13 protein-coding genes and 4 pseudogenes are annotated in these 17,853 nt (G+C 60.0%); 13 read left to right on the top strand and 4 right to left on the bottom strand.

Going from position 1 to position 17,853, the window contains the following annotated elements; all coding sequences use genetic code 11:
• Positions 1–156: 156 nt before the first annotated feature.
• The 4 genes from JCM21793_RS30210 to JCM21793_RS09870 form a co-directional block, all read right to left on the bottom strand.
• Positions 157–552, bottom strand: coding sequence for a Tad domain-containing protein (locus JCM21793_RS30210; RefSeq protein WP_244439711.1), 396 nt, complete (start codon positions 550–552; stop codon positions 157–159).
• Positions 549–1,919 (bottom strand): pilus assembly protein TadG-related protein, encoded by a 1,371-nt coding sequence (locus JCM21793_RS25145; protein ID WP_244439710.1) that lies wholly within the window; start codon positions 1,917–1,919, stop codon positions 549–551. The genes JCM21793_RS30210 and JCM21793_RS25145 overlap by 4 nt, the downstream gene beginning before the upstream one ends.
• A gap of 1 nt (position 1,920) precedes the next feature.
• Positions 1,921–2,349 carry a TadE/TadG family type IV pilus assembly protein gene (locus JCM21793_RS09875; protein WP_025030255.1) on the bottom strand — a complete coding sequence of 143 codons (429 nt, stop codon included), beginning with the start codon at positions 2,347–2,349 and terminating at the stop codon, positions 1,921–1,923.
• A 439-nt stretch (positions 2,350–2,788) separates the two neighbouring features.
• Positions 2,789–4,003 (bottom strand): winged helix-turn-helix domain-containing protein, encoded by a 1,215-nt coding sequence (locus JCM21793_RS09870; RefSeq protein WP_025030254.1) that lies wholly within the window; start codon positions 4,001–4,003, stop codon positions 2,789–2,791.
• Positions 4,004–4,371: 368 nt separating this feature from the next.
• Here JCM21793_RS09870 and JCM21793_RS09865 point away from each other — a divergent pair, with 368 nt between their 5' ends.
• The 13 genes and pseudogenes from JCM21793_RS09865 to JCM21793_RS09805 all read left to right on the top strand — a co-directional run bounded on the left by JCM21793_RS09865 (position 4,372) and on the right by JCM21793_RS09805 (position 17,847).
• Entirely contained in the window at positions 4,372–4,737 is a 366-nt protein-coding gene (locus JCM21793_RS09865) for an NADH-quinone oxidoreductase subunit A (protein ID WP_007007904.1), read from the top strand.
• On the top strand, positions 4,728–5,303 hold the full coding sequence (locus tag JCM21793_RS09860) for a NuoB/complex I 20 kDa subunit family protein (RefSeq protein WP_007007903.1): 576 nt from the start codon (positions 4,728–4,730) through the stop codon (positions 5,301–5,303). The genes JCM21793_RS09865 and JCM21793_RS09860 overlap by 10 nt, the downstream gene beginning before the upstream one ends.
• Before the next feature lie 8 nt (positions 5,304–5,311).
• Complete coding sequence (locus tag JCM21793_RS09855) at positions 5,312–5,929, top strand: NADH-quinone oxidoreductase subunit C (RefSeq protein WP_007007902.1); 618 nt, start codon at positions 5,312–5,314, stop codon at positions 5,927–5,929.
• Positions 5,930–6,006: 77 nt separating this feature from the next.
• A pseudogene (locus JCM21793_RS25140) lies at positions 6,007–7,115 on the top strand (NADH-quinone oxidoreductase subunit D).
• Positions 7,116–8,272, top strand: a pseudogene (locus JCM21793_RS25135) (NADH-quinone oxidoreductase subunit E).
• Positions 8,259–9,563 carry an NADH-quinone oxidoreductase subunit NuoF gene (gene nuoF, locus JCM21793_RS09840; RefSeq protein ID WP_025030253.1) on the top strand — a complete coding sequence of 435 codons (1,305 nt, stop codon included), beginning with the start codon at positions 8,259–8,261 and terminating at the stop codon, positions 9,561–9,563. The pseudogene JCM21793_RS25135 and the gene nuoF overlap by 14 nt, the downstream one beginning before the upstream one ends.
• 48 nt (positions 9,564–9,611) lie before the next feature.
• Complete coding sequence (nuoG, locus tag JCM21793_RS09835) at positions 9,612–11,693, top strand: NADH-quinone oxidoreductase subunit NuoG (protein ID WP_025030252.1); 2,082 nt, start codon at positions 9,612–9,614, stop codon at positions 11,691–11,693.
• Positions 11,694–11,699: 6 nt separating this feature from the next.
• Positions 11,700–12,742: pseudogene (nuoH, locus tag JCM21793_RS25130) on the top strand (NADH-quinone oxidoreductase subunit NuoH).
• Between the two features lie 43 nt (positions 12,743–12,785).
• Positions 12,786–13,276, top strand: a pseudogene (gene nuoI, locus JCM21793_RS25125) (NADH-quinone oxidoreductase subunit NuoI).
• Between the two features lie 122 nt (positions 13,277–13,398).
• Positions 13,399–14,019, top strand: coding sequence for an NADH-quinone oxidoreductase subunit J (locus tag JCM21793_RS09820; RefSeq protein WP_025030251.1), 621 nt, complete (start codon positions 13,399–13,401; stop codon positions 14,017–14,019).
• A 5-nt stretch (positions 14,020–14,024) separates the two neighbouring features.
• Complete coding sequence (gene nuoK / locus JCM21793_RS09815) at positions 14,025–14,333, top strand: NADH-quinone oxidoreductase subunit NuoK (protein ID WP_025030250.1); 309 nt, start codon at positions 14,025–14,027, stop codon at positions 14,331–14,333.
• Between the two features lie 10 nt (positions 14,334–14,343).
• Entirely contained in the window at positions 14,344–16,329 is a 1,986-nt protein-coding gene (gene nuoL / locus JCM21793_RS09810) for an NADH-quinone oxidoreductase subunit L (protein ID WP_007007894.1), read from the top strand.
• Positions 16,330–16,332: 3 nt separating this feature from the next.
• Positions 16,333–17,847, top strand: coding sequence for an NADH-quinone oxidoreductase subunit M (locus tag JCM21793_RS09805; RefSeq protein WP_007007893.1), 1,515 nt, complete (start codon positions 16,333–16,335; stop codon positions 17,845–17,847).
• Positions 17,848–17,853: the final 6 nt, after the last annotated feature.

Here is a 17,853-nt window from a genome sequence, read left to right as displayed (position 1 = left end):
CGGGAAGCCGCGATTATACACCGTTTTGTTCTCTGGCACCAACGGGCCGTTTACGTCCGCTGTTACGGTTGGTCGACAGGATCGACCTTGGCTGGGAACAAAAAAAGCCCCGCAGGTCGGTTTGCGGGGCAAGTGGCTGCACGTTTCTCCGGGGCTTTATTGTACGAGCACCGGGCGTTCGCAGTTTACGCCGGTAACCCTCACATCGGCTTCGCCGATCTTCACGCCGGCCAGCGCAAGCACATTGTAGAGGAGTTCGTCGATCGGTTCCGACAGGCTTGAGAGAAGCGTCTTGACTGTGCCCTTTACAAGCGTGCTGTTTAGGAGCGTTCCACCCAGAAGCGACCCGCCCAGAACCTTGACGTCGAGCTGCAGATTGTCGAGCAGCGAACTGGTCGTGGAACCCAGCACGTCGCGCGTTGACACGTTTCGAACGCGGGCGTTCTGGATATCGGAGCTTGAGAAGCGCAGACGGGAAGGCTGCATGTTCTGTGTCTCCACATGCGCCATGCCTTCCACCGATACGCTCAAGAGGCCGCCGACATCGATCATCTTGCTGGGGTGACCCGTGCCTGATCCGAGAAGGTGGACAGGACACTGTCATCGACCTCGCCAAGCGCAATCTCAAGCAGGCCCGGCATCGCATCGACGACGACGCTTCCTCTGTTTGGGTGGGCGGGGCTGCACTGAATATCGGCGAGCCGTGCCTCTGCGTGGGCGACTTCCACATAGAGCGGCACACGCAGTTTCGTTTTCAGAACCACAAGGTCTATGCCGATTTCGAAAGAGACCTTGAGGCGCGTCTGCGCCGTGCGCACGGCGGTGCCGATGGGGCCAAGCGCATGACTGGGCGTGCCCACAGGCGGTTCACCGATGGCGAGCTTGACTGAAAGACTGGTGAGGGGAGGAAGGTTAAGGCCTGTATCGACCGCAATCTGGTTGTCACCATTGGCGAGCGCGGCGCTCGCGGTAATCATTTCCAGCGCCGAAATCTTCATGTCCCAGGGGGCATCGGTAGCGATGGTCAACGGCCCTTTCGGATCGAGATTCAGGATCCGTTCCAGCCTGATCTTGCTGCTGCTCTTCGAGGTTGCCGTCTCCAGCGTCTTGAGAACGCTCTGCACCGTTGGCGGGACGCCGCTCGTCAGACGCATTGTAGACAGCAATTGCGGCAGGGTGAGTTCTGTTTCCAGGATCTCGCTATAGGTCAGGGCGTTCAGGTCCAGGCGTGTCGCAAGGGTCTGCATGAAGGAGAGGACGTTGATGTCGGTGTCGAGCAACCCTTCATAATCCATCACCTTCAGCGAAATTGTCGTGCCCAGAAGACCGCCCAGGAGACTGTTCAGTATGCCTCCATTGAGGCTTGCGAGACGGGAGCCCACGGAAAAGCCGGCAAGCTTCTCCGCCGACGCCGTGCCGACTGCGGAGAGTTGCGGCGGATCGATGAACATCGCGCCAAAGTAAAGATCGCCAAGTTTTCTGATTGTCACCTTCGCCGCATCCGGCGATGTCTCCATCTCGACGAAGCGCAGATTGCTGGCGATCGACGGGTCGGGGTAATAGCGCCCGCGCACGAGCCGCGCTATGCCGCGTTTTTCCTGATCAATATATTCTTCGGCAGACAGGTAGCGCTCATCGAGCAGAAGCCCGTGGTCGGTTTCAACGGCGATGTTCTGGTTGTTCAGGGCAAAGAACTTGGCAACGACCTCCTCGGCTTTGGCAATGTCCGCGGCCGCGACAATGGAAGCGAGATCTGCCGTCTTCTGCAGCTTCCGGTCCTGCAGGGTGAGATTGCCGTAATCCACGCCGAGTGCCACGCAGCCGATCATGATCGGCAGGAAAAGCGCAAACAGTGTCGCTACATTTGCCCGCCGGTCCCGGGCGAAGCTGCATAAGGCGCTCTTTTTTTTCCAGGACATGTCAAAGTCCCCCGAGCCGGATTGTCGAGAAGCCGACAATCTCCTTGTCAGGCATGGCGTAGGAATAGAGGGACCAAATAGGCAGATCTGCAGCATCATACTTGACGGTGACAGTAAACTGACTGGGATTTGCGGCGTCGTCGGCGACCTGGATGTCGAACTTCTCGACATTGATAAATGGGTGCTTGATCATCGACTGCTCGATGAAGTCGCGCGCCAGCTTCTGCCTTTCAGGTTGTGAAAGCCCTGCAACTGCGGCTCGGGCAGCATCTGCGCTGACCTGCTGTACGGAATGGGCTGCACTCAGATAAATTCCGTAGGCAATCATGGAAAAGACAGTGAGAAAAAACACCGGTGCTATGATTGCAAATTCAAGCGCGGCGGTGCCATCTGATCGATGGAAAAATTTTATGAAAAGTTTTCTGTTCATTGCAAATACTCCCAAGCCCGGGAATAGGATTCAGGAGCAGAAATAAACAAAGGTTAAACAGAGAAAGCGGATTCAAATACTGATGATTGCTGGAATCTGGTTGCAGAAATTTTTCAGGCAACTTTTGATTTATATGATTTTTATATTTTTGAACAACTCAAGGTTACACAAGTCAGGATTGTGATTTTCTGGATTTTCCGGGAGTGCGGGGTTTTATTGGAGTGGGGCTACCCGATCTGGATCGGTTATCTCGCCTTAAAATTGAGAAAATAGAAATTTGGCGAACCCGGAACAGTTGTCGATCCATCGAAGCAATATGTTCTTCTCATGAATTGGCGATCAAAAAAAAATCTCAAAAAATTTTGTAACTACATAGTAAAAATGCCAGAAGTTGCAAAAATTTTTATTGTAACCTGAAATTTGGATGCTATGACTGGTGTCAGTCCCGATGCCTGGAAGCTTCGGCTTTGAGGCGGTCTGCAACATCTCCGCGCGGCATAATGGTGATGGTATCCAGATTCAGCCAGCGCGATAGACGCTGGAGTTCTGCGTAAAGGGCTTCTGATGTGTGAGCCGGTGCGTGTCGCTCCGCATGGCTCGACTGGACAAGAAGAACCCGCCCGGCGCGGTCCGCTTTGAGATCGACGCGTGCGACAATGCGATCCCCCAGAAGAAAGGGCAGGACATAGTAGCCATGCACACGTTTGTGGGCAGGCGTGTAAATCTCGATCCGGTAGCGAAATCCGAAAATGCGCTCGGCTCTGTCGCGCTCCCACACGACCGGATCGAAAGGGGCGAGGAGGGCGGGTCTGTCGATACGGCGCGGGAGCTGTGCGTCCCTGTGGAGATATGCGGGGTGACGCCAGCCCTTGACCTCCACCGGCTGCAGCGCACCTTCTTCCACGAGCTCGGCGACGCGTGCCTGGGAGGTGGCGGGCTTCAGTCGAAAGTAATCTCTGATGTCCGGTTCGCTGGCAACACCGAGCGCACGCGCAGCGATGTCGACGAGGGCGCGCTGCGCATCGTCTTCACGCGGTGTGGGCGTCTCAAGGACCTCTCGCGGCAGAACGCGCTCGGGAAGATCGTAGAGGCGCTCGAAACTGGGGCGGCGCGAATGCGTGGTGATGCGCCCGCACCAGAATAGCCATTCAAGCGCCTTCTTGGTCTCGCTCCAGCCCCACCAGCCGCCGCTTCCCGTCTCTCCCTCGAAGTCGGATGCGGCGATCGGGCCGCCGGCTTCCACCTGCCTGTAAACACGATCCACGAGTTCGCGCTTCTCGCGGGCGAAATGAACGAGCCCTTTGTAGACACCTTCACCACGCGCAGCGCGCTCCATACGCCAACGCATGAGGGGCTGGGTCTCGACCGGCAGGAGCGAGGCTTCGTGCGCCCAGTATTCGAAAAGCATGCGCGGCTTTCTGGATTGCGCGCGGCCAAGAAGATCGACCGGATAGGGGCCAAGCCGTGCATAGAGCGGCATTAAATGTGCGCGCGCCAGAACGTTGACCGAGTCGATCTGTAGGAGCCCGGTGCGTCCCAGCATGCGCTTTATGTGTTGCCGGGTAACGGTTCCCCTGAGTGGCGTGGTGGAAAACCCCTGGGCACCGAGGGCAATTCGCCGCACCTCGCCCGGTGTGAGTCGCTCTCTCTGCATTCGCGGCGCCCCGTCCTGCTTTTTGTCTTGTACAAGACCTAGACAGTGGATGGATCAGGCGCCACCCGATTGTTCCAAAAGAGCGGAGTCTCCTGACAGGAAACGCATAACGCTTTACACACGGCTTTTATGCGTTAAGTCCGCTGTTGCAGCACGTCGGGAGGGCGTTGTGTGTGAACAATGGCGGATATGCGTGCGACAATGCCGCGATCTCGCCAAGGTTTGACTTGCGTCGCCAAGCGCCCTGCGCTAACCCTCGCCGCGTTGCAACATGAGCCTAGCCTTGCTGCCTTGGCCGTAGGCGCAAAAACCCGGTCACGGGCCTTGATACGCAGCCTCGCCCGCGGCGGGCAACGGAAAGTCGGACCATGAATGAGCTTCTGAGTTCATACCTACCTATCGTTATTTTCATCGGCGTTGCGCTTGTCGTCGCTCTTGCGCTGGTGGTTGCGCCATTCCTGGTGGCCTATCGCAATCCGGATCCCGAGAAGCTGTCTGCTTATGAATGCGGTTTCAACGCGTTCGACGATGCCCGCATGAAGTTCGATGTGCGCTTCTATCTGGTGGCGATTCTCTTCATCATCTTCGATCTGGAAGTGGCTTTCCTCTTCCCGTGGGCGGTGGCGTTCGGAGATATCGGCTGGCTCGGCTTCTGGTCGATGATGGTGTTCCTCGGAATTCTCACCATCGGCTTCATCTATGAATGGAAGAAGGGAGCGCTGGAATGGGACTGAACAACGACACGCTCGTAGCGCCCCGGCCCAAGGGATTGATCGACCCGAACACCGGCAACCCGGTTGGTTCGGATGATCCTTTCTACACGGGCATCAACAACGAACTTTCTGACAAGGGCTTTCTTGTCACGTCTTCGGAAGCGCTGATCACCTGGGCGCGCACCGGCTCGCTCATGTGGATGACCTTCGGCCTGGCGTGCTGCGCTGTCGAGATGATGCACATCTCCATGCCGCGCTATGATGCCGAGCGTTTCGGCATCGCGCCGCGCGCATCGCCGCGCCAGTCGGATGTGATGATCGTTGCCGGCACGCTGACCAACAAGATGGCGCCCGCGCTGCGCAAGGTCTATGACCAGATGCCGGAGCCGCGTTACGTCATCTCCATGGGCTCATGTGCCAATGGCGGCGGCTATTATCACTATTCCTATTCGGTGGTGCGCGGCTGCGATCGCGTCGTGCCCGTCGATATCTATGTGCCCGGCTGCCCGCCCACGGCGGAAGCGCTGCTTTACGGCATTCTTCTTCTGCAGAAGAAGATCCGTCGCACCGGTACGATCGAACGTTAGAGGCGGATATGAGCGAAGCGCTGAAGGACCTGGCGGCCTACGTCACGGAAAAGCTCGACGCGCAGATTCAGGATGCGGTCGTCGCCTATGGCGAGCTGACCTTCCTGGTCGAGCCGGGCGACATCGTCGATGTGCTCAATTTTCTGAAGAACGACGTCCAGTGTCAGTTCTTCGCATTCGTCGACATTTCGGGCGCGGACTACCCCTCGCGCCAGAAGCGTTTCGAGGTGGTCTACCATCTCCTGTCGCCGCGCCAGAACCAGCGCGTCCGCGTGAAGCTGTCGACGGATGAGGACACGCCAGTGCCGTCCGCCATCGAAGTGTTTCCGGCCGCCAACTGGTTCGAGCGCGAAATTTACGACATGTACGGTGTTCTTTTCACCGGGCATCCGGACCTGCGGCGCATCCTCACCGACTATGGTTTCGAGGGCCACCCGCTGCGCAAGGACTTCCCGCTGACCGGCTTTGTCGAGGTGCGCTACGACGACAATCTGAAGCGTGTCGTCTACGAACCCGTCGAGTTGCGACAGGAATTCCGCAATTTCGATTTCCTTTCGCCATGGGAAGGCACGGACTATGTGTTGCCGGGCGATGAAAAGGCGAAAGAGCAGGGCGGCTCCAAATGACCGAACACTCCGTACGCAACTTCAACATCAACTTCGGCCCGCAGCATCCGGCTGCGCACGGCGTTCTGCGCCTCGTTTTGGAGCTCGACGGCGAGGTGGTCGAGCGCGTTGATCCGCATATCGGCCTGCTGCATCGCGGCACCGAAAAGCTGATCGAGCACAAGACCTATCTGCAGGCCGTGCCTTATTTCGACCGGCTCGACTATGTCGCGCCGATGAACCAGGAACACGCTTTTGCGCTGGCCGTCGAACGGCTGATTGGCATTGACGTGCCGATCCGCGGGCAGCTCATCCGCGTGCTCTTTTCCGAGATCGGCCGCATTCTGAACCATCTCCTGAACGTCACCACGCAGGCGATGGACGTGGGCGCGCTCACCCCGCCGCTGTGGGGCTTTGAAGAGCGCGAAAAGCTGATGGTGTTTTACGAGCGCGCCTGCGGCGCGCGCATGCACGCGGCCTATTTCCGTCCCGGCGGCGTTCATCAGGACATTCCAGATGAGCTCGTCGAGGACATCGGCAACTGGATCGAGCCGTTCCACAAGACGGTCGACGATCTCGACAGTCTTCTGACCGGTAACCGCATCTTCAAGCAGCGCAATGTCGATATCGGCGTCGTGACGCTGGAAGACGCGTGGGCCTGGGGATTCTCGGGCGTCATGGTGCGCGGTTCGGGCGCTGCATGGGATTTGCGCAAGAGCCAGCCCTATGAGTGCTATCCGGAGATGAATTTCGACATCCCGGTCGGCAAGAATGGCGACTGCTATGACCGCTATCTCATCCGCATGGAAGAGATGCGCCAGTCGGCGAAGATCATGCGCCAGTGTGTCGACCGTCTTCTCGGCACGGAGCGTGTGGGGCCGGTCTCGAATACCGACGGCAAGATCGTCCCGCCCAAGCGTGGCGAGATGAAGCGGTCGATGGAAGCGCTGATCCATCACTTCAAGCTCTACACTGAAGCTACCACGTCCCCGAAGGCGAGGTTTATGCCTGTGTGGAAGCGCCCAAGGGTGAGTTCGGCGTCTATCTGGTCTCCGACGGTTCCAACAAGCCCTATCGCTGCAAGCTGCGCGCGCCGGGCTTTGCTCATCTCCAGGCCATGGATTTCCTGTGCCGCGGCCATCTTCTGGCCGACGTCGCCGCCGTGCTTGGCTCCCTCGACATCGTGTTTGGTGAGGTAGACAGATAAATGTCAGTCCGCCGTCTCGCAGACGAAGCCGTCCAGCCCGAGAGCTTCGCTTTTTCCCGTGCCATGAACGGGGAAGTGAAGCGCTGGCTGGGCAAATATCCGAAGGACCGCAAGCAGTCGGCGGTGATCCCGCTTTTGATGCTTGCGCAGGAGCAGGAAGGCTGGGTCACGCGCGCAGCCATTGAGCATGTCGCGGAAATGCTGGACATGCCACTGATCCGCGTGCTCGAAGTGGCGACCTTCTACACTCAGTTCCAGCTCGCCCCCGTTGGCACCCGCGCCCACATTCAGGTCTGCGGCACCACGCCCTGCATGCTGCGCGGCTCTGGCGAACTGATCGATCTGTGCAAGAAGAAGATCAATCCCGAACCCTTCCACCCCAATGCCGACGGCACGCTGTCGTGGGAGGAGGTGGAGTGTCAGGGCGCCTGCGTGAATGCGCCGATGGTCATGATCTTCAAGGACACATATGAGGATCTGACGCCCGAGCGCCTTGAAGAAATCATCGATGCGTTCGAATCGGGCAAGGGTGACACGATCAAGCCCGGTCCGCAGATCGACCGCATCTATTCGGCTCCTGCCAGTGGCCTCACGGCGCTGACCGATGAAAAGGCCGTCACCGGCAAGACGAAGACGAAGGCCGGCAGCAGGGCGAAAGCCGCAGGCACCGAGGTGCCGCCGTCGCGCGCTGCCAAGCCCGACACTTCTGCGGCCGAAACTGATCCGGCCATCAAGTCGCCGTCGCCGGTCAAAGCGGACAGCGGAAAAACTTCTGCAGCCGCTGCTGTCTCGTCCAGCTCCGCGCCGAAGAAAAAGCCCGCCGCGGCGAAAAAGGCGGAAAAGCCGTCGCTGGAAGACAAGAACCGTCCGGTTGGCATTGATCGTCCGGCAGAGCCTGATGACCTCAAGATGATTTCCGGCGTCGGCCCGAAGATCGAGGGCATTCTGCACGATCTCGGCATCTTCACCTTCGAGCAGGTTTCGAAGTGGAAGAAGGCCGAGCGCGAATGGGTCGACGGTTATCTGAGCTTTCATGGCCGCATCGAGCGCGAGGACTGGGTCAAACAGGCCAAGGCGCTCGCCAAGGGCGGCGAAGCGAATACATCAGGGTTTTCGGCAAGAAGCGAGGTGAGGGACTGAGCCATGCTCCAGGATAAAGACCGCATCTTCACCAATATTTACGGCCAGTTCGACCGTTCCCTGAAGGGGGCGCAGTCGCGTGGGCTCTGGGACAACACCAGGGGGCTGATCGACAAGGGCCGCGACTGGATCATCAATGAGATGAAGGCATCGGGCCTGCGCGGGCGCGGTGGCGCCGGCTTCCCGACCGGTCTCAAATGGTCGTTCATGCCGAAAGAACCGGGCGACCGCCCGCATTATCTCGTCGTCAATGCCGACGAATCGGAGCCAGGCACCTGTAAAGACCGCGACATCATGCGCCACGACCCGCACACGCTGGTCGAGGGATGCCTGATCGCCGGCTTCGCCATGGGCGCGCATGCGGCCTATATCTATGTGCGCGGTGAGTTCATCCGCGAGCGTGAGGCGCTCGAACGTGCCATCGCCGAGTGCTACGAGGCGGGCCTGCTCGGCAAGAACAACAAGTGCGGCTGGGACATGGACGTTTACGTCCATCACGGCGCTGGCGCCTATATCTGCGGTGAAGAGACCGCACTTCTGGAGAGCCTTGAAGGCAAAAAAGGCCAGCCGCGCCTCAAGCCACCATTCCCCGCCAATGTCGGCCTCTATGGTTGTCCGACCACCGTGAACAACGTCGAATCCATCGCCGTTGCGCCGACCATTCTGCGTCGCGGTGCATCTTGGTTCTCCTCCTTCGGGCGCGAGAACAACAAGGGCACGAAGCTCTTCTGCATTTCCGGCCACGTTAACACGCCGTGCACGGTGGAAGAGGAGATGTCGATCCCGTTCCGCGAGCTGATCGAGCGCCATTGCGGCGGCATCCGCGGCGGCTGGGACAATCTTCTGGCGGTCATTCCCGGTGGCTCTTCGGTGCCGCTGGTGCCGGCCAGTGAGATCATCGATACGCCGATGGATTTCGACAGTCTACGCGAACTGAAATCGGGTCTCGGCACCGCCGCCGTGATCGTGATGGACAAGTCCACCGACATCGTGAAGGCGATTGCGCGGCTCTCCTATTTTTACAAGCACGAGAGCTGCGGCCAGTGCACGCCGTGCCGTGAAGGCACCGGCTGGATGTGGCGCGTGATGGAGCGTCTGGTCATCGGTCAGGCTCAGAAGCACGAAATCGACATGCTGCTCGACGTGACGAAGCAGGTGGAAGGCCACACGATCTGTGCCCTTGGCGATGCGGCTGCATGGCCGATCCAGGGCCTCGTGCGTCATTTCCGCCCGGAGATCGAGCGGCGCATCGACGAGTTCACCCGCAACGCGCATCAGGCCCGGCCGGCGCTGGTGGCGGCGGAATAAAAGTGAAGGTTTGCTCCGGAAGGGGCGAGAGGTAAGCGGACAGCGACCATGGCAAAATTGAAAGTCGACGGCACGGAGATCGAGGTACCCGATCACTACACGCTGCTGCAGGCCGCCGAGGAGGCGGGCGCGGAGGTGCCGCGCTTCTGTTTCCATGAGCGTCTGTCGATCGCCGGCAATTGCCGCATGTGTCTGGTGGAAGTGAAGGGCGGACCGCCCAAGCCTGCCGCCTCCTGCGCCATGGGCGTGCGCGATCTGCGCCCCGGCCCCAATGGCGAGGCGCCCGAAATCTTCACCAACACGCCGATGGTCAAGAAGGCCCGCGAAGGCGTGATGGAGTTCCTGCTCATCAACCATCCGCTCGATTGCCCGATCTGCGATCAGGGCGGCGAATGTGATCTGCAGGATCAGGCGATGGCCTTTGGCGTGGATTCGTCCCGCTACAAGGAAAACAAGCGCGCCGTCGAAGACAAATATATCGGACCGCTCGTCAAGACGATCATGACGCGCTGCATCCACTGCACGCGCTGCGTCCGCTTCACCACCGAGGTGGCCGGCATTTCCGAGCTCGGCCTGATCGGCCGCGGCGAGGATGCCGAGATCACCACCTATCTCGAAGAGGCGATGACGTCTGAGCTTCAGGGCAATGTGATTGACCTGTGCCCGGTCGGCGCGCTGACCTCGCGCCCCTATGCGTTTCAAGCGCGCCCATGGGAGCTCAACAAGACCCAGTCCATCGACGTGATGGATGCGGTTGGTTCGGCCATACGTGTCGACACGCGCGGCCGCGAGGTCATGCGCATCATGCCGCGCATCAACGAGGCGGTGAACGAGGAATGGATTTCTGACAAATCCCGCTTCGTCTGGGATGGCCTCAGAACCCAGCGTCTCGACCGCCCCTATGTGCGCAAGGGCAAGCGCCTGCAGCCGGCCTCGTGGGGCGAGGCGTTCGATGCCATCGCAAAGGCCGTGTCGAAGTCTCAGCCGGAAAAGATCGGCGCCATCGCCGGCGATCTGGCATCCGTCGAGGAAATGTATGCACTCAAGGCGCTGATGCAGTCGCTCGGCTCCCCGAATTATGACTGCCGCCAGGATGGCGCAGCGCTCGACCCGGCGCTTGGCCGTGCCGGCTATATCTTCAACCCGACCATCGAGGGCATCGAGGATGCCGACGCGCTTCTGATCGTCGGCGCCAACCCGCGTTTCGAGGCGTCGGTTCTCAACGCCCGCATCCGCAAGCGCTGGCGCATGGGCGATTTCCCCATTGGCGTCATCGGCGAGATGGGCGATCTGCGCTATGATTACGACATGCTCGGTGCCGGTGCCGATACGCTCAAGGAACTGGCCGAAGGCAAGGGCAAATTCGCTTCGGTCCTGAAGAAGGCCAAGCGCCCGATGATCATCGTCGGGCAGGGGGCTCTCGCCCGCTCCGACGGTGCGGCGATCCTCGGTCTCGCGGCAAAGCTTGCCGGATCGGTCAAAGCAGTGTCTGCCGAGTGGAACGGTTTTGCCGTGCTGCATACGGCGGCGTCCCGCGTCGGCGGTCTCGATCTCGGCTTCGTGCCCGGTAAAGATGGCAAGGACGTGAAGGGCATGATGGGCGCGATGGACGTGCTCTTCCTGCTCGGCGCCGACGAGATCGACATGAATGCGATCGGTGAGGCCTTCACCGTCTATATCGGCACCCATGGCGATGCCGGTGCACACCGCGCCGATGTCATCCTGCCGGCTGCGACCTATACGGAGAAGTCCGGCACCTATGTGAACACCGAGGGCCGGGTGCAGATGACCAACCGCGCCGGTTTCGCGCCGGGCGAGGCCAAGGAAGACTGGGCGATCCTGCGGGCATTGTCCGATGTGCTCGGCCACAAGCTTCCGTTCGATTCGCTGGCCGCCCTGCGCGCAGCCCTTTATGCCGAATTCCCGCATTTCGCGGCCATCGACACGGTTGCGCCAGCCGATGCGGGCGATGTCGAGAAACTCGCCAAGCTTGGCGGGCGGCTTACCAAGGCTCCCTTCACCTCGCCGGTGAAGGATTTCTATCTCACCAACCCGATCGCCCGTGCCTCGGCTGTGATGGCTGAATGTTCGGCGCTGGCGCGCGGCGACGTAAAACAGGCGGCCGAGTAGAGACGAATGGATACCTTCTTTTCAACCTACGTCCTTCCGGGGCTTCTGATTCTTCTGCAGTCGGTGGCGATGATCGTCATCCTCCTGATCTTCGTCGCCTATATTCTTTATGCCGACCGCAAGATCTGGCTGCCGTGCAGCGTCGCCGTGGTCCCAACGTGGTCGGCCCGTGGGGCCTGTTCCAGGCGTTTGCCGACCTCTTCAAGTTCGTCTTCAAGGAGCCGGTGATCCCGTCCGGCGCCAACAAGGGCGTGTTCCTTCTGGCACCAGTCGTTGCCTCGGTTCTGGCGATTGCCGCATGGGCGGTGATCCCGGTCAATGAAGGCTGGGCGATTGCCAATGTGAACATCGGCATTCTCTACGTCTTCGCCATCGCGTCGCTGGAAGTCTACGGCGTGATCATGGGCGGCTGGGCGTCCAACTCGAAATATCCGTTCCTCGGTGCGCTGCGTTCGGCGGCACAGATGGTCTCCTATGAAGTCTCCATCGGCTTCGTGATCGTCACCGTCCTGCTCACGGTCGGCTCGCTCAACCTGACAGACATCGTGCTCGCGCAGGGCGACGGTCTTGGGACCATGCTCGGCCTGCCGAACACGTTCCTCGACTGGAACTGGCTGGCGCTGTTCCCCATGTTCATCGTGTTCTTCATCTCGGCGCTTGCCGAGACGAACCGCCCGCCCTTCGATCTGGTGGAGGCCGAATCCGAGCTCGTGGCCGGTCACATGATCGAGTATTCCTCGACGCCGTTCCTGCTCTTCTTCCTCGGCGAGTATGTGGCAATCGTCCTGATGTGCGCGCTCACTACCATCCTGTTCCTGGGTGGCTGGCTGCCGCCGCTCGACTTTGCACCTTTCACCTGGGTGCCGGGCGTCATCTGGTTCGTGTTGAAGATGTGCATGGTCTTCTTCATGTTCGCGCTGGTCAAGGCTTTCGTGCCGCGCTACCGCTACGATCAGTTGATGCGCCTTGGCTGGAAGGTGTTCCTGCCGCTGTCGCTCTTCATGGTCGTTGCCACCGCGGCCTTCCTGAAAATCACGGGGATGGCATGACGATGACTGTTTTCATCCCTGAAACACGCTTCGGAGAAAATCGATGAGTGCGCTTGCACAGGCAGCCAAATCGCTGCTTCTCAAAGAGTTCGTCGGGGCTGTCATCCTGTCCATGCGGCAGTTCTTTGCGCCGAAATACACGCTGAACTACCCGCATGAAAAAGGCCCGGTCAGCCCGCGCTTCCGCGGCGAGCATGCATTGCGCCGCTATCCCAATGGCGAGGAGCGCTGCATCGCCTGCAAGCTGTGCGAGGCGATCTGCCCGGCCCAGGCCATCACCATCGAGCGGGTCCCCGCCGCAATGACGGCACGCGCCGCACGGTGCGCTACGACATCGACATGGTGAAGTGCATCTATTGCGGCTTCTGCCAGGAGGCCTGCCCGGTTGACGCCATTGTCGAAGGGCCGAACTTCGAGTTCGCGACGGAAACGCGCGAAGAGCTTTACTACGACAAGGACAAGCTGCTCGCCAACGGCGACCGGTGGGAGCGGGAACTGGCGCGCAACATCGCGCTGGATGCGCCATACCGGTGACGGTTTGACCCGTGGACGGGGGCGGGGCGCCCGTCTAAACGAAGCATAGTGAATGCCCGGCGTGCCGGGTTTCTTGAAAAGTCGGAGCGCTCTGCTTCGGCAGGCTAGGTACCGAGGGAACCATGCTGACAGGACTTGAGGCGATTTTCTTTTATCTGTTCGCCTTCCTAACCGTGGCGGCGGCCTTTATGGTCATTTCCGCGCGCAATCCCGTGCATTCGGTGCTCTATCTGATCGTCGCGTTCTTCAACTCGGCCGGTCTCTTCCTTCTGACGGGCGCCGAGTTTCTGGCCTTCATCATGCTGGTCGTCTATGTCGGCGCGGTTGCCGTGCTGTTCCTGTTCGTCGTCATGATGCTGGATGTGGACTTCGCGGAGCTGAAGCGCGGCGCGCTGCAGTACGCGCCGGTCGGTGCGCTGGTGGGCATCATCCTGGCCGCGGAGCTGATCATCGTTCTCGGCGGTTACGCCTTCGCGCCGGAGCTTTCGGGCGAGGTTGCCCAGCCCACGCCGCCGATCGCTGTGCGCCACAACACGGCAGCGCTCGGCGACATTCTCTACACCGATTACATCCATTTCTTCCAGATCGCCGGCATGGTGCTGTTGGTGGCCATGATCGGCGCCATTGTGCTGACACTGCGCCACAAGGAAAACGTCAAGCGGCAGAACATCTCTGTCCAGGTGGCGCGCACGCCTGAAACGGCGATTGAAATCAAGAAAGTCGAAACGGGCGAGGGCCTCTGATCATGCTGGAAATCGGCATCGCACACTATCTGACCGTCTCGGCCATCCTGTTCACGCTTGGCGTGTTCGGCATCTTCCTGAACCGGAAGAACGTCATCATCATCCTGATGTCGGTCGAGCTCATCCTGCTTGCGGTCAACCTGAACTTCGTCGCCTTCTCCTCCGTTCTTGGAGATCTGGTTGGCCAGGTTTTCGCGCTTTTCGTTCTCACCGTCGCGGCGGCGGAAGCCGCGATCGGACTTGCCATTCTCGTCGTCTTCTTCCGCAATCGCGGCACCATCGCCGTCGAAGACATCAACATGATGAAGGGCTGAGCATACGGCCATGTATCAAGCGATCGTATTTCTCCCGCTTATCGGCTTTCTGATCGCCGGGCTGTTCGGCCGCTCTATCGGCGCGAAGGGATCCGAGCTGATCACCAGCGGCTTCATGGTCATTGCCGCGCTTTTGTCCTGGGTGGCCTTCTTCACGATGGCCATGGGCAGCGGCGAGGCATTCACCGTGCCGCTTCTGGCCTTCATCACCTCGGGCAATCTGGATGTGAGCTGGGCGATCCGCGTCGACACGCTGACTGCCGTCATGCTAATCGTGGTCAACACGGTTTCGGCGCTGGTTCACATCTATTCGATCGGCTACATGCACCATGACCCGCATCGGCCGCGCTTCTTTGCCTATCTGTCGCTGTTCACCTTCGCCATGCTCATGCTGGTGACCTCCGACAACCTGATCCAGATGTTCTTCGGCTGGGAAGGCGTGGGTCTGGCCTCCTATCTGCTGATCGGCTTCTGGTTCAAGAAGCCGTCCGCCAATGCCGCGGCCATCAAGGCGTTCGTTGTCAACCGCGTGGGCGATTTCGGCTTCCTGCTCGGTATTTTCGGCGTCTACATGCTGTTCGGTTCGGTGAACTTCAGCACCATCTTCGCCAACGCCGCGACCTATCTTCCGGCTGAAGGCGCAGAGGCCGGCGAGCCCGTGCTCACCTTCCTCGGCTACGCGCTCGACAAGGGCGGCGCGCTGACGGCGATCTGTCTTCTTCTGTTCATGGGCGCCATGGGCAAGTCGGCACAGGTGCCGCTGCACACCTGGCTGCCCGACGCCATGGAAGGCCCGACCCCGGTTTCCGCACTCATCCACGCCGCCACCATGGTGACGGCAGGTGTCTTCATGGTCGCGCGCCTGTCGCCGATCTTCGAGCTGTCGCACACGGCTCTCACGGTCGTGACCTTCGTCGGCGCGTTCACGGCTTTCTTTGCCGCGACCGTCGGTCTGGTGCAGAACGACATCAAGCGCGTGATCGCCTATTCGACCTGTTCGCAGCTCGGCTATATGTTCGTCGCGCTGGGCACCGGCTTTTACAGCGCGGCCATCTTCCACCTCTTTACGCACGCCTTCTTCAAGGCGCTTCTGTTCCTTGGGTCCGGTTCGGTCATCCATGCCGTCTCCGACGAACAGGACATGCGCAAGATGGGCGGTCTCAGGAAGCTGATACCGCAGACCTATTGGATGATGATCATAGGCACGATCGCGCTGACCGGCGTGGGCATTCCGCTGACGGTCATCGGTACGGCAGGCTTCTTTTCCAAGGACGCCATCATTGAAGGTGCCTTCGCGGCGGAGAACTATTTCGCGACGTTCTCATTCATCCTGCTCACCGTGGCGGCCGTCTTCACCAGCTTCTACTCCTGGCGTCTGATCTTCATGACCTTCCACGGCAAGCCGCGCGCTTCCGCCGATGTGATGCACCATGTGCATGAATCGCCGCTGGTCATGCTCGTGCCGCTTTTCATCCTGGCCGTTGGCGCACTCTTCGCCGGCGTTGCCTTCAAGGAGTTCTTCGTTGGCCACGAGTATGAGCATTTCTGGAAGGGTGCGCTCTTCACGCTGCCGGACAACCACATGCTGGAAGAGTTCCACCACGTGCCCGTCTGGGTGAAGCTTGCTCCTTTCGTCGCCATGCTTCTCGGCCTCTATGTCGCCTGGGTTTACTACATCCGTTCGCCCGAGCGTCCCAAGCAGTTGGCCAGGCAGTTCAGCGGGCTTTACGCCTTCCTGCTCAACAAGTGGTATTTCGACGAGCTCTATGACTTCCTGTTCGTCCGTCCGGCCAAGCGCCTCGGCCACTTCCTCTGGAAGAAGGGCGACGGCATGGTCATCGACGGTCTCGGCCCGGATGGCATTTCGGCCCGTGTGGTCGATGTGACCAACCGGATCGTCAAGCTGCAGAGCGGCTATCTCTATCACTACGCCTTCGCCATGCTCATCGGCGTTGCTGCCCTCGTTACCTGGATGATGCTCGGAGGCACGTTCTAAGCCATGACCGACTGGCCAATTCTTTCCACGGTCACCTTCCTGCCGCTGGTGGGTGCGCTTCTCATCCTCCTGATCCGGGAGGACGGTGCCGGTGCGCGCCGCAACATTCGCAATGTCGCGCTTCTTACGACGGTTTTTACCTTCGTCCTGTCGCTCTTCATCTGGATCGGCTTCGATGCGTCGACCCCCGGGTTCCAGATGGTGGAAAAGCAGGAATGGCTGGGCTCCGGCATTTCCTATCACATGGGTGTCGACGGCATTTCCATGCTGTTCGTCATCCTGACAACCTTCCTCATGCCGCTATGCGTTCTGGCAAGCTGGGAGGCGGTGGAGCACCGCGTCAAGGAATACATGATCGCGTTTCTGATCCTGGAAACGCTCATGATCGGCGTGTTCTGCGCGCTCGACATCGTGCTCTTCTATGTCTTCTTCGAGGCAGGCCTCATTCCGATGTTCATCATCATCGGTGTCTGGGGTGGCAAGCGGCGCGTCTATGCGAGCTTCAAGTTCTTCCTCTACACGCTGCTCGGCTCGGTGCTGATGCTGCTCGCCATGATGGCGATGTACTGGCAGGCCGGGACGACGGATATCCCGACGCTTCTGACCCACGTCTTCCCCGAGGGCATGCAATACTGGCTATGGGTGGCCTTCTTCGCCTCCTTCGCGGTCAAGATGCCCATGTGGCCGGTCCACACCTGGCTGCCCGACGCGCACGTTGAAGCGCCTACGGCAGGCTCGGTCATCCTTGCGGGCATCCTGTTGAAGATGGGCGGCTATGGCTTCCTGCGCTTCTCGCTGCCCATGTTCCCGGTCGCCTCCATCGACCTGGCGCCGTTGGTCTTCACCCTGTCGGTCATCGCCATCATCTACACCTCGCTGGTGGCGCTGATGCAGGAGGATATCAAGAAGCTGATCGCCTATTCGTCGGTCGCCCATATGGGCTTCGTCACCATGGGTATTTTCGCCATCAACGAGCAGGGCGTGCAGGGCGCGATCTTCCAGATGCTCTCGCACGGCCTCGTCTCGGGCGCGCTCTTCCTGTGTGTCGGCGTCATCTATGACCGCATGCACACACGCGAGATCGCGGCCTATGGCGGCCTGGTCAACAACATGCCCAAATACGCCACCGTGTTCATGATCTTCACCATGGCGAATGTGGGCCTGCCGGGCACCAGCGGCTTCGTCGGCGAGTTCCTGACGCTTCTGTCGGTGTTCAAGGTCAACACCTGGGTTGCGCTCTTTGCCACCACCGGCGTCATCCTGTCGGCGGGTTATGCGCTCTGGCTCTATCGCCGGGTTGTGTTCGGCTCGCTGACCAAGGAAAGCCTGAAGGGCATGCTCGACCTCTCCGCACGCGAGAAGCTGATCCTCTACCCGCTTGTGGTGCTGGTCATCTTCTTCGGTGTCTACCCGGCACCGATCCTCGATGCGACGGCGGTTTCGGTCGAAGCACTTGTGAACAATGTCTCCCTGTCGGCCGACATGGCACGGGAAGCGGCAACGGCTGCCGCGCAGTAAACGGAT

It is taken from the genome of Nitratireductor aquibiodomus NL21 = JCM 21793 (assembly GCF_000615975.1).
Lineage (GTDB): Bacteria > Pseudomonadota > Alphaproteobacteria > Rhizobiales > Rhizobiaceae > Nitratireductor > Nitratireductor aquibiodomus.
Note: the sequence above shows the minus strand (reverse complement) of the source record. Positions and strands in the feature narration are given on the sequence as shown.

Excerpts from the sequence above, each read along its gene's own strand:
- JCM21793_RS30210 (WP_244439711.1), bottom strand. The coding sequence starts at position 552 with ATGATCGATGTCGGCGGCCTCTTGAGCGTATCGGTGGAAGGCATGGCG.
- JCM21793_RS25145 (WP_244439710.1), bottom strand. The coding sequence starts at position 1,919 with ATGTCCTGGAAAAAAAAGAGCGCCTTATGCAGCTTCGCCCGGGACCGG.
- JCM21793_RS09875 (WP_025030255.1), bottom strand. The coding sequence starts at position 2,349 with ATGAACAGAAAACTTTTCATAAAATTTTTCCATCGATCAGATGGCACC.
- JCM21793_RS09870 (WP_025030254.1), bottom strand. The coding sequence starts at position 4,003 with ATGCAGAGAGAGCGACTCACACCGGGCGAGGTGCGGCGAATTGCCCTC.
- JCM21793_RS09865 (WP_007007904.1), top strand. The coding sequence starts at position 4,372 with ATGAATGAGCTTCTGAGTTCATACCTACCTATCGTTATTTTCATCGGC.
- JCM21793_RS09860 (WP_007007903.1), top strand. The coding sequence starts at position 4,728 with ATGGGACTGAACAACGACACGCTCGTAGCGCCCCGGCCCAAGGGATTG.
- JCM21793_RS09855 (WP_007007902.1), top strand. The coding sequence starts at position 5,312 with ATGAGCGAAGCGCTGAAGGACCTGGCGGCCTACGTCACGGAAAAGCTC.
- nuoF (WP_025030253.1), top strand. The coding sequence starts at position 8,259 with ATGCTCCAGGATAAAGACCGCATCTTCACCAATATTTACGGCCAGTTC.
- nuoG (WP_025030252.1), top strand. The coding sequence starts at position 9,612 with ATGGCAAAATTGAAAGTCGACGGCACGGAGATCGAGGTACCCGATCAC.
- JCM21793_RS09820 (WP_025030251.1), top strand. The coding sequence starts at position 13,399 with ATGCTGACAGGACTTGAGGCGATTTTCTTTTATCTGTTCGCCTTCCTA.
- nuoL (WP_007007894.1), top strand. The coding sequence starts at position 14,344 with ATGTATCAAGCGATCGTATTTCTCCCGCTTATCGGCTTTCTGATCGCC.
- JCM21793_RS09805 (WP_007007893.1), top strand. The coding sequence starts at position 16,333 with ATGACCGACTGGCCAATTCTTTCCACGGTCACCTTCCTGCCGCTGGTG.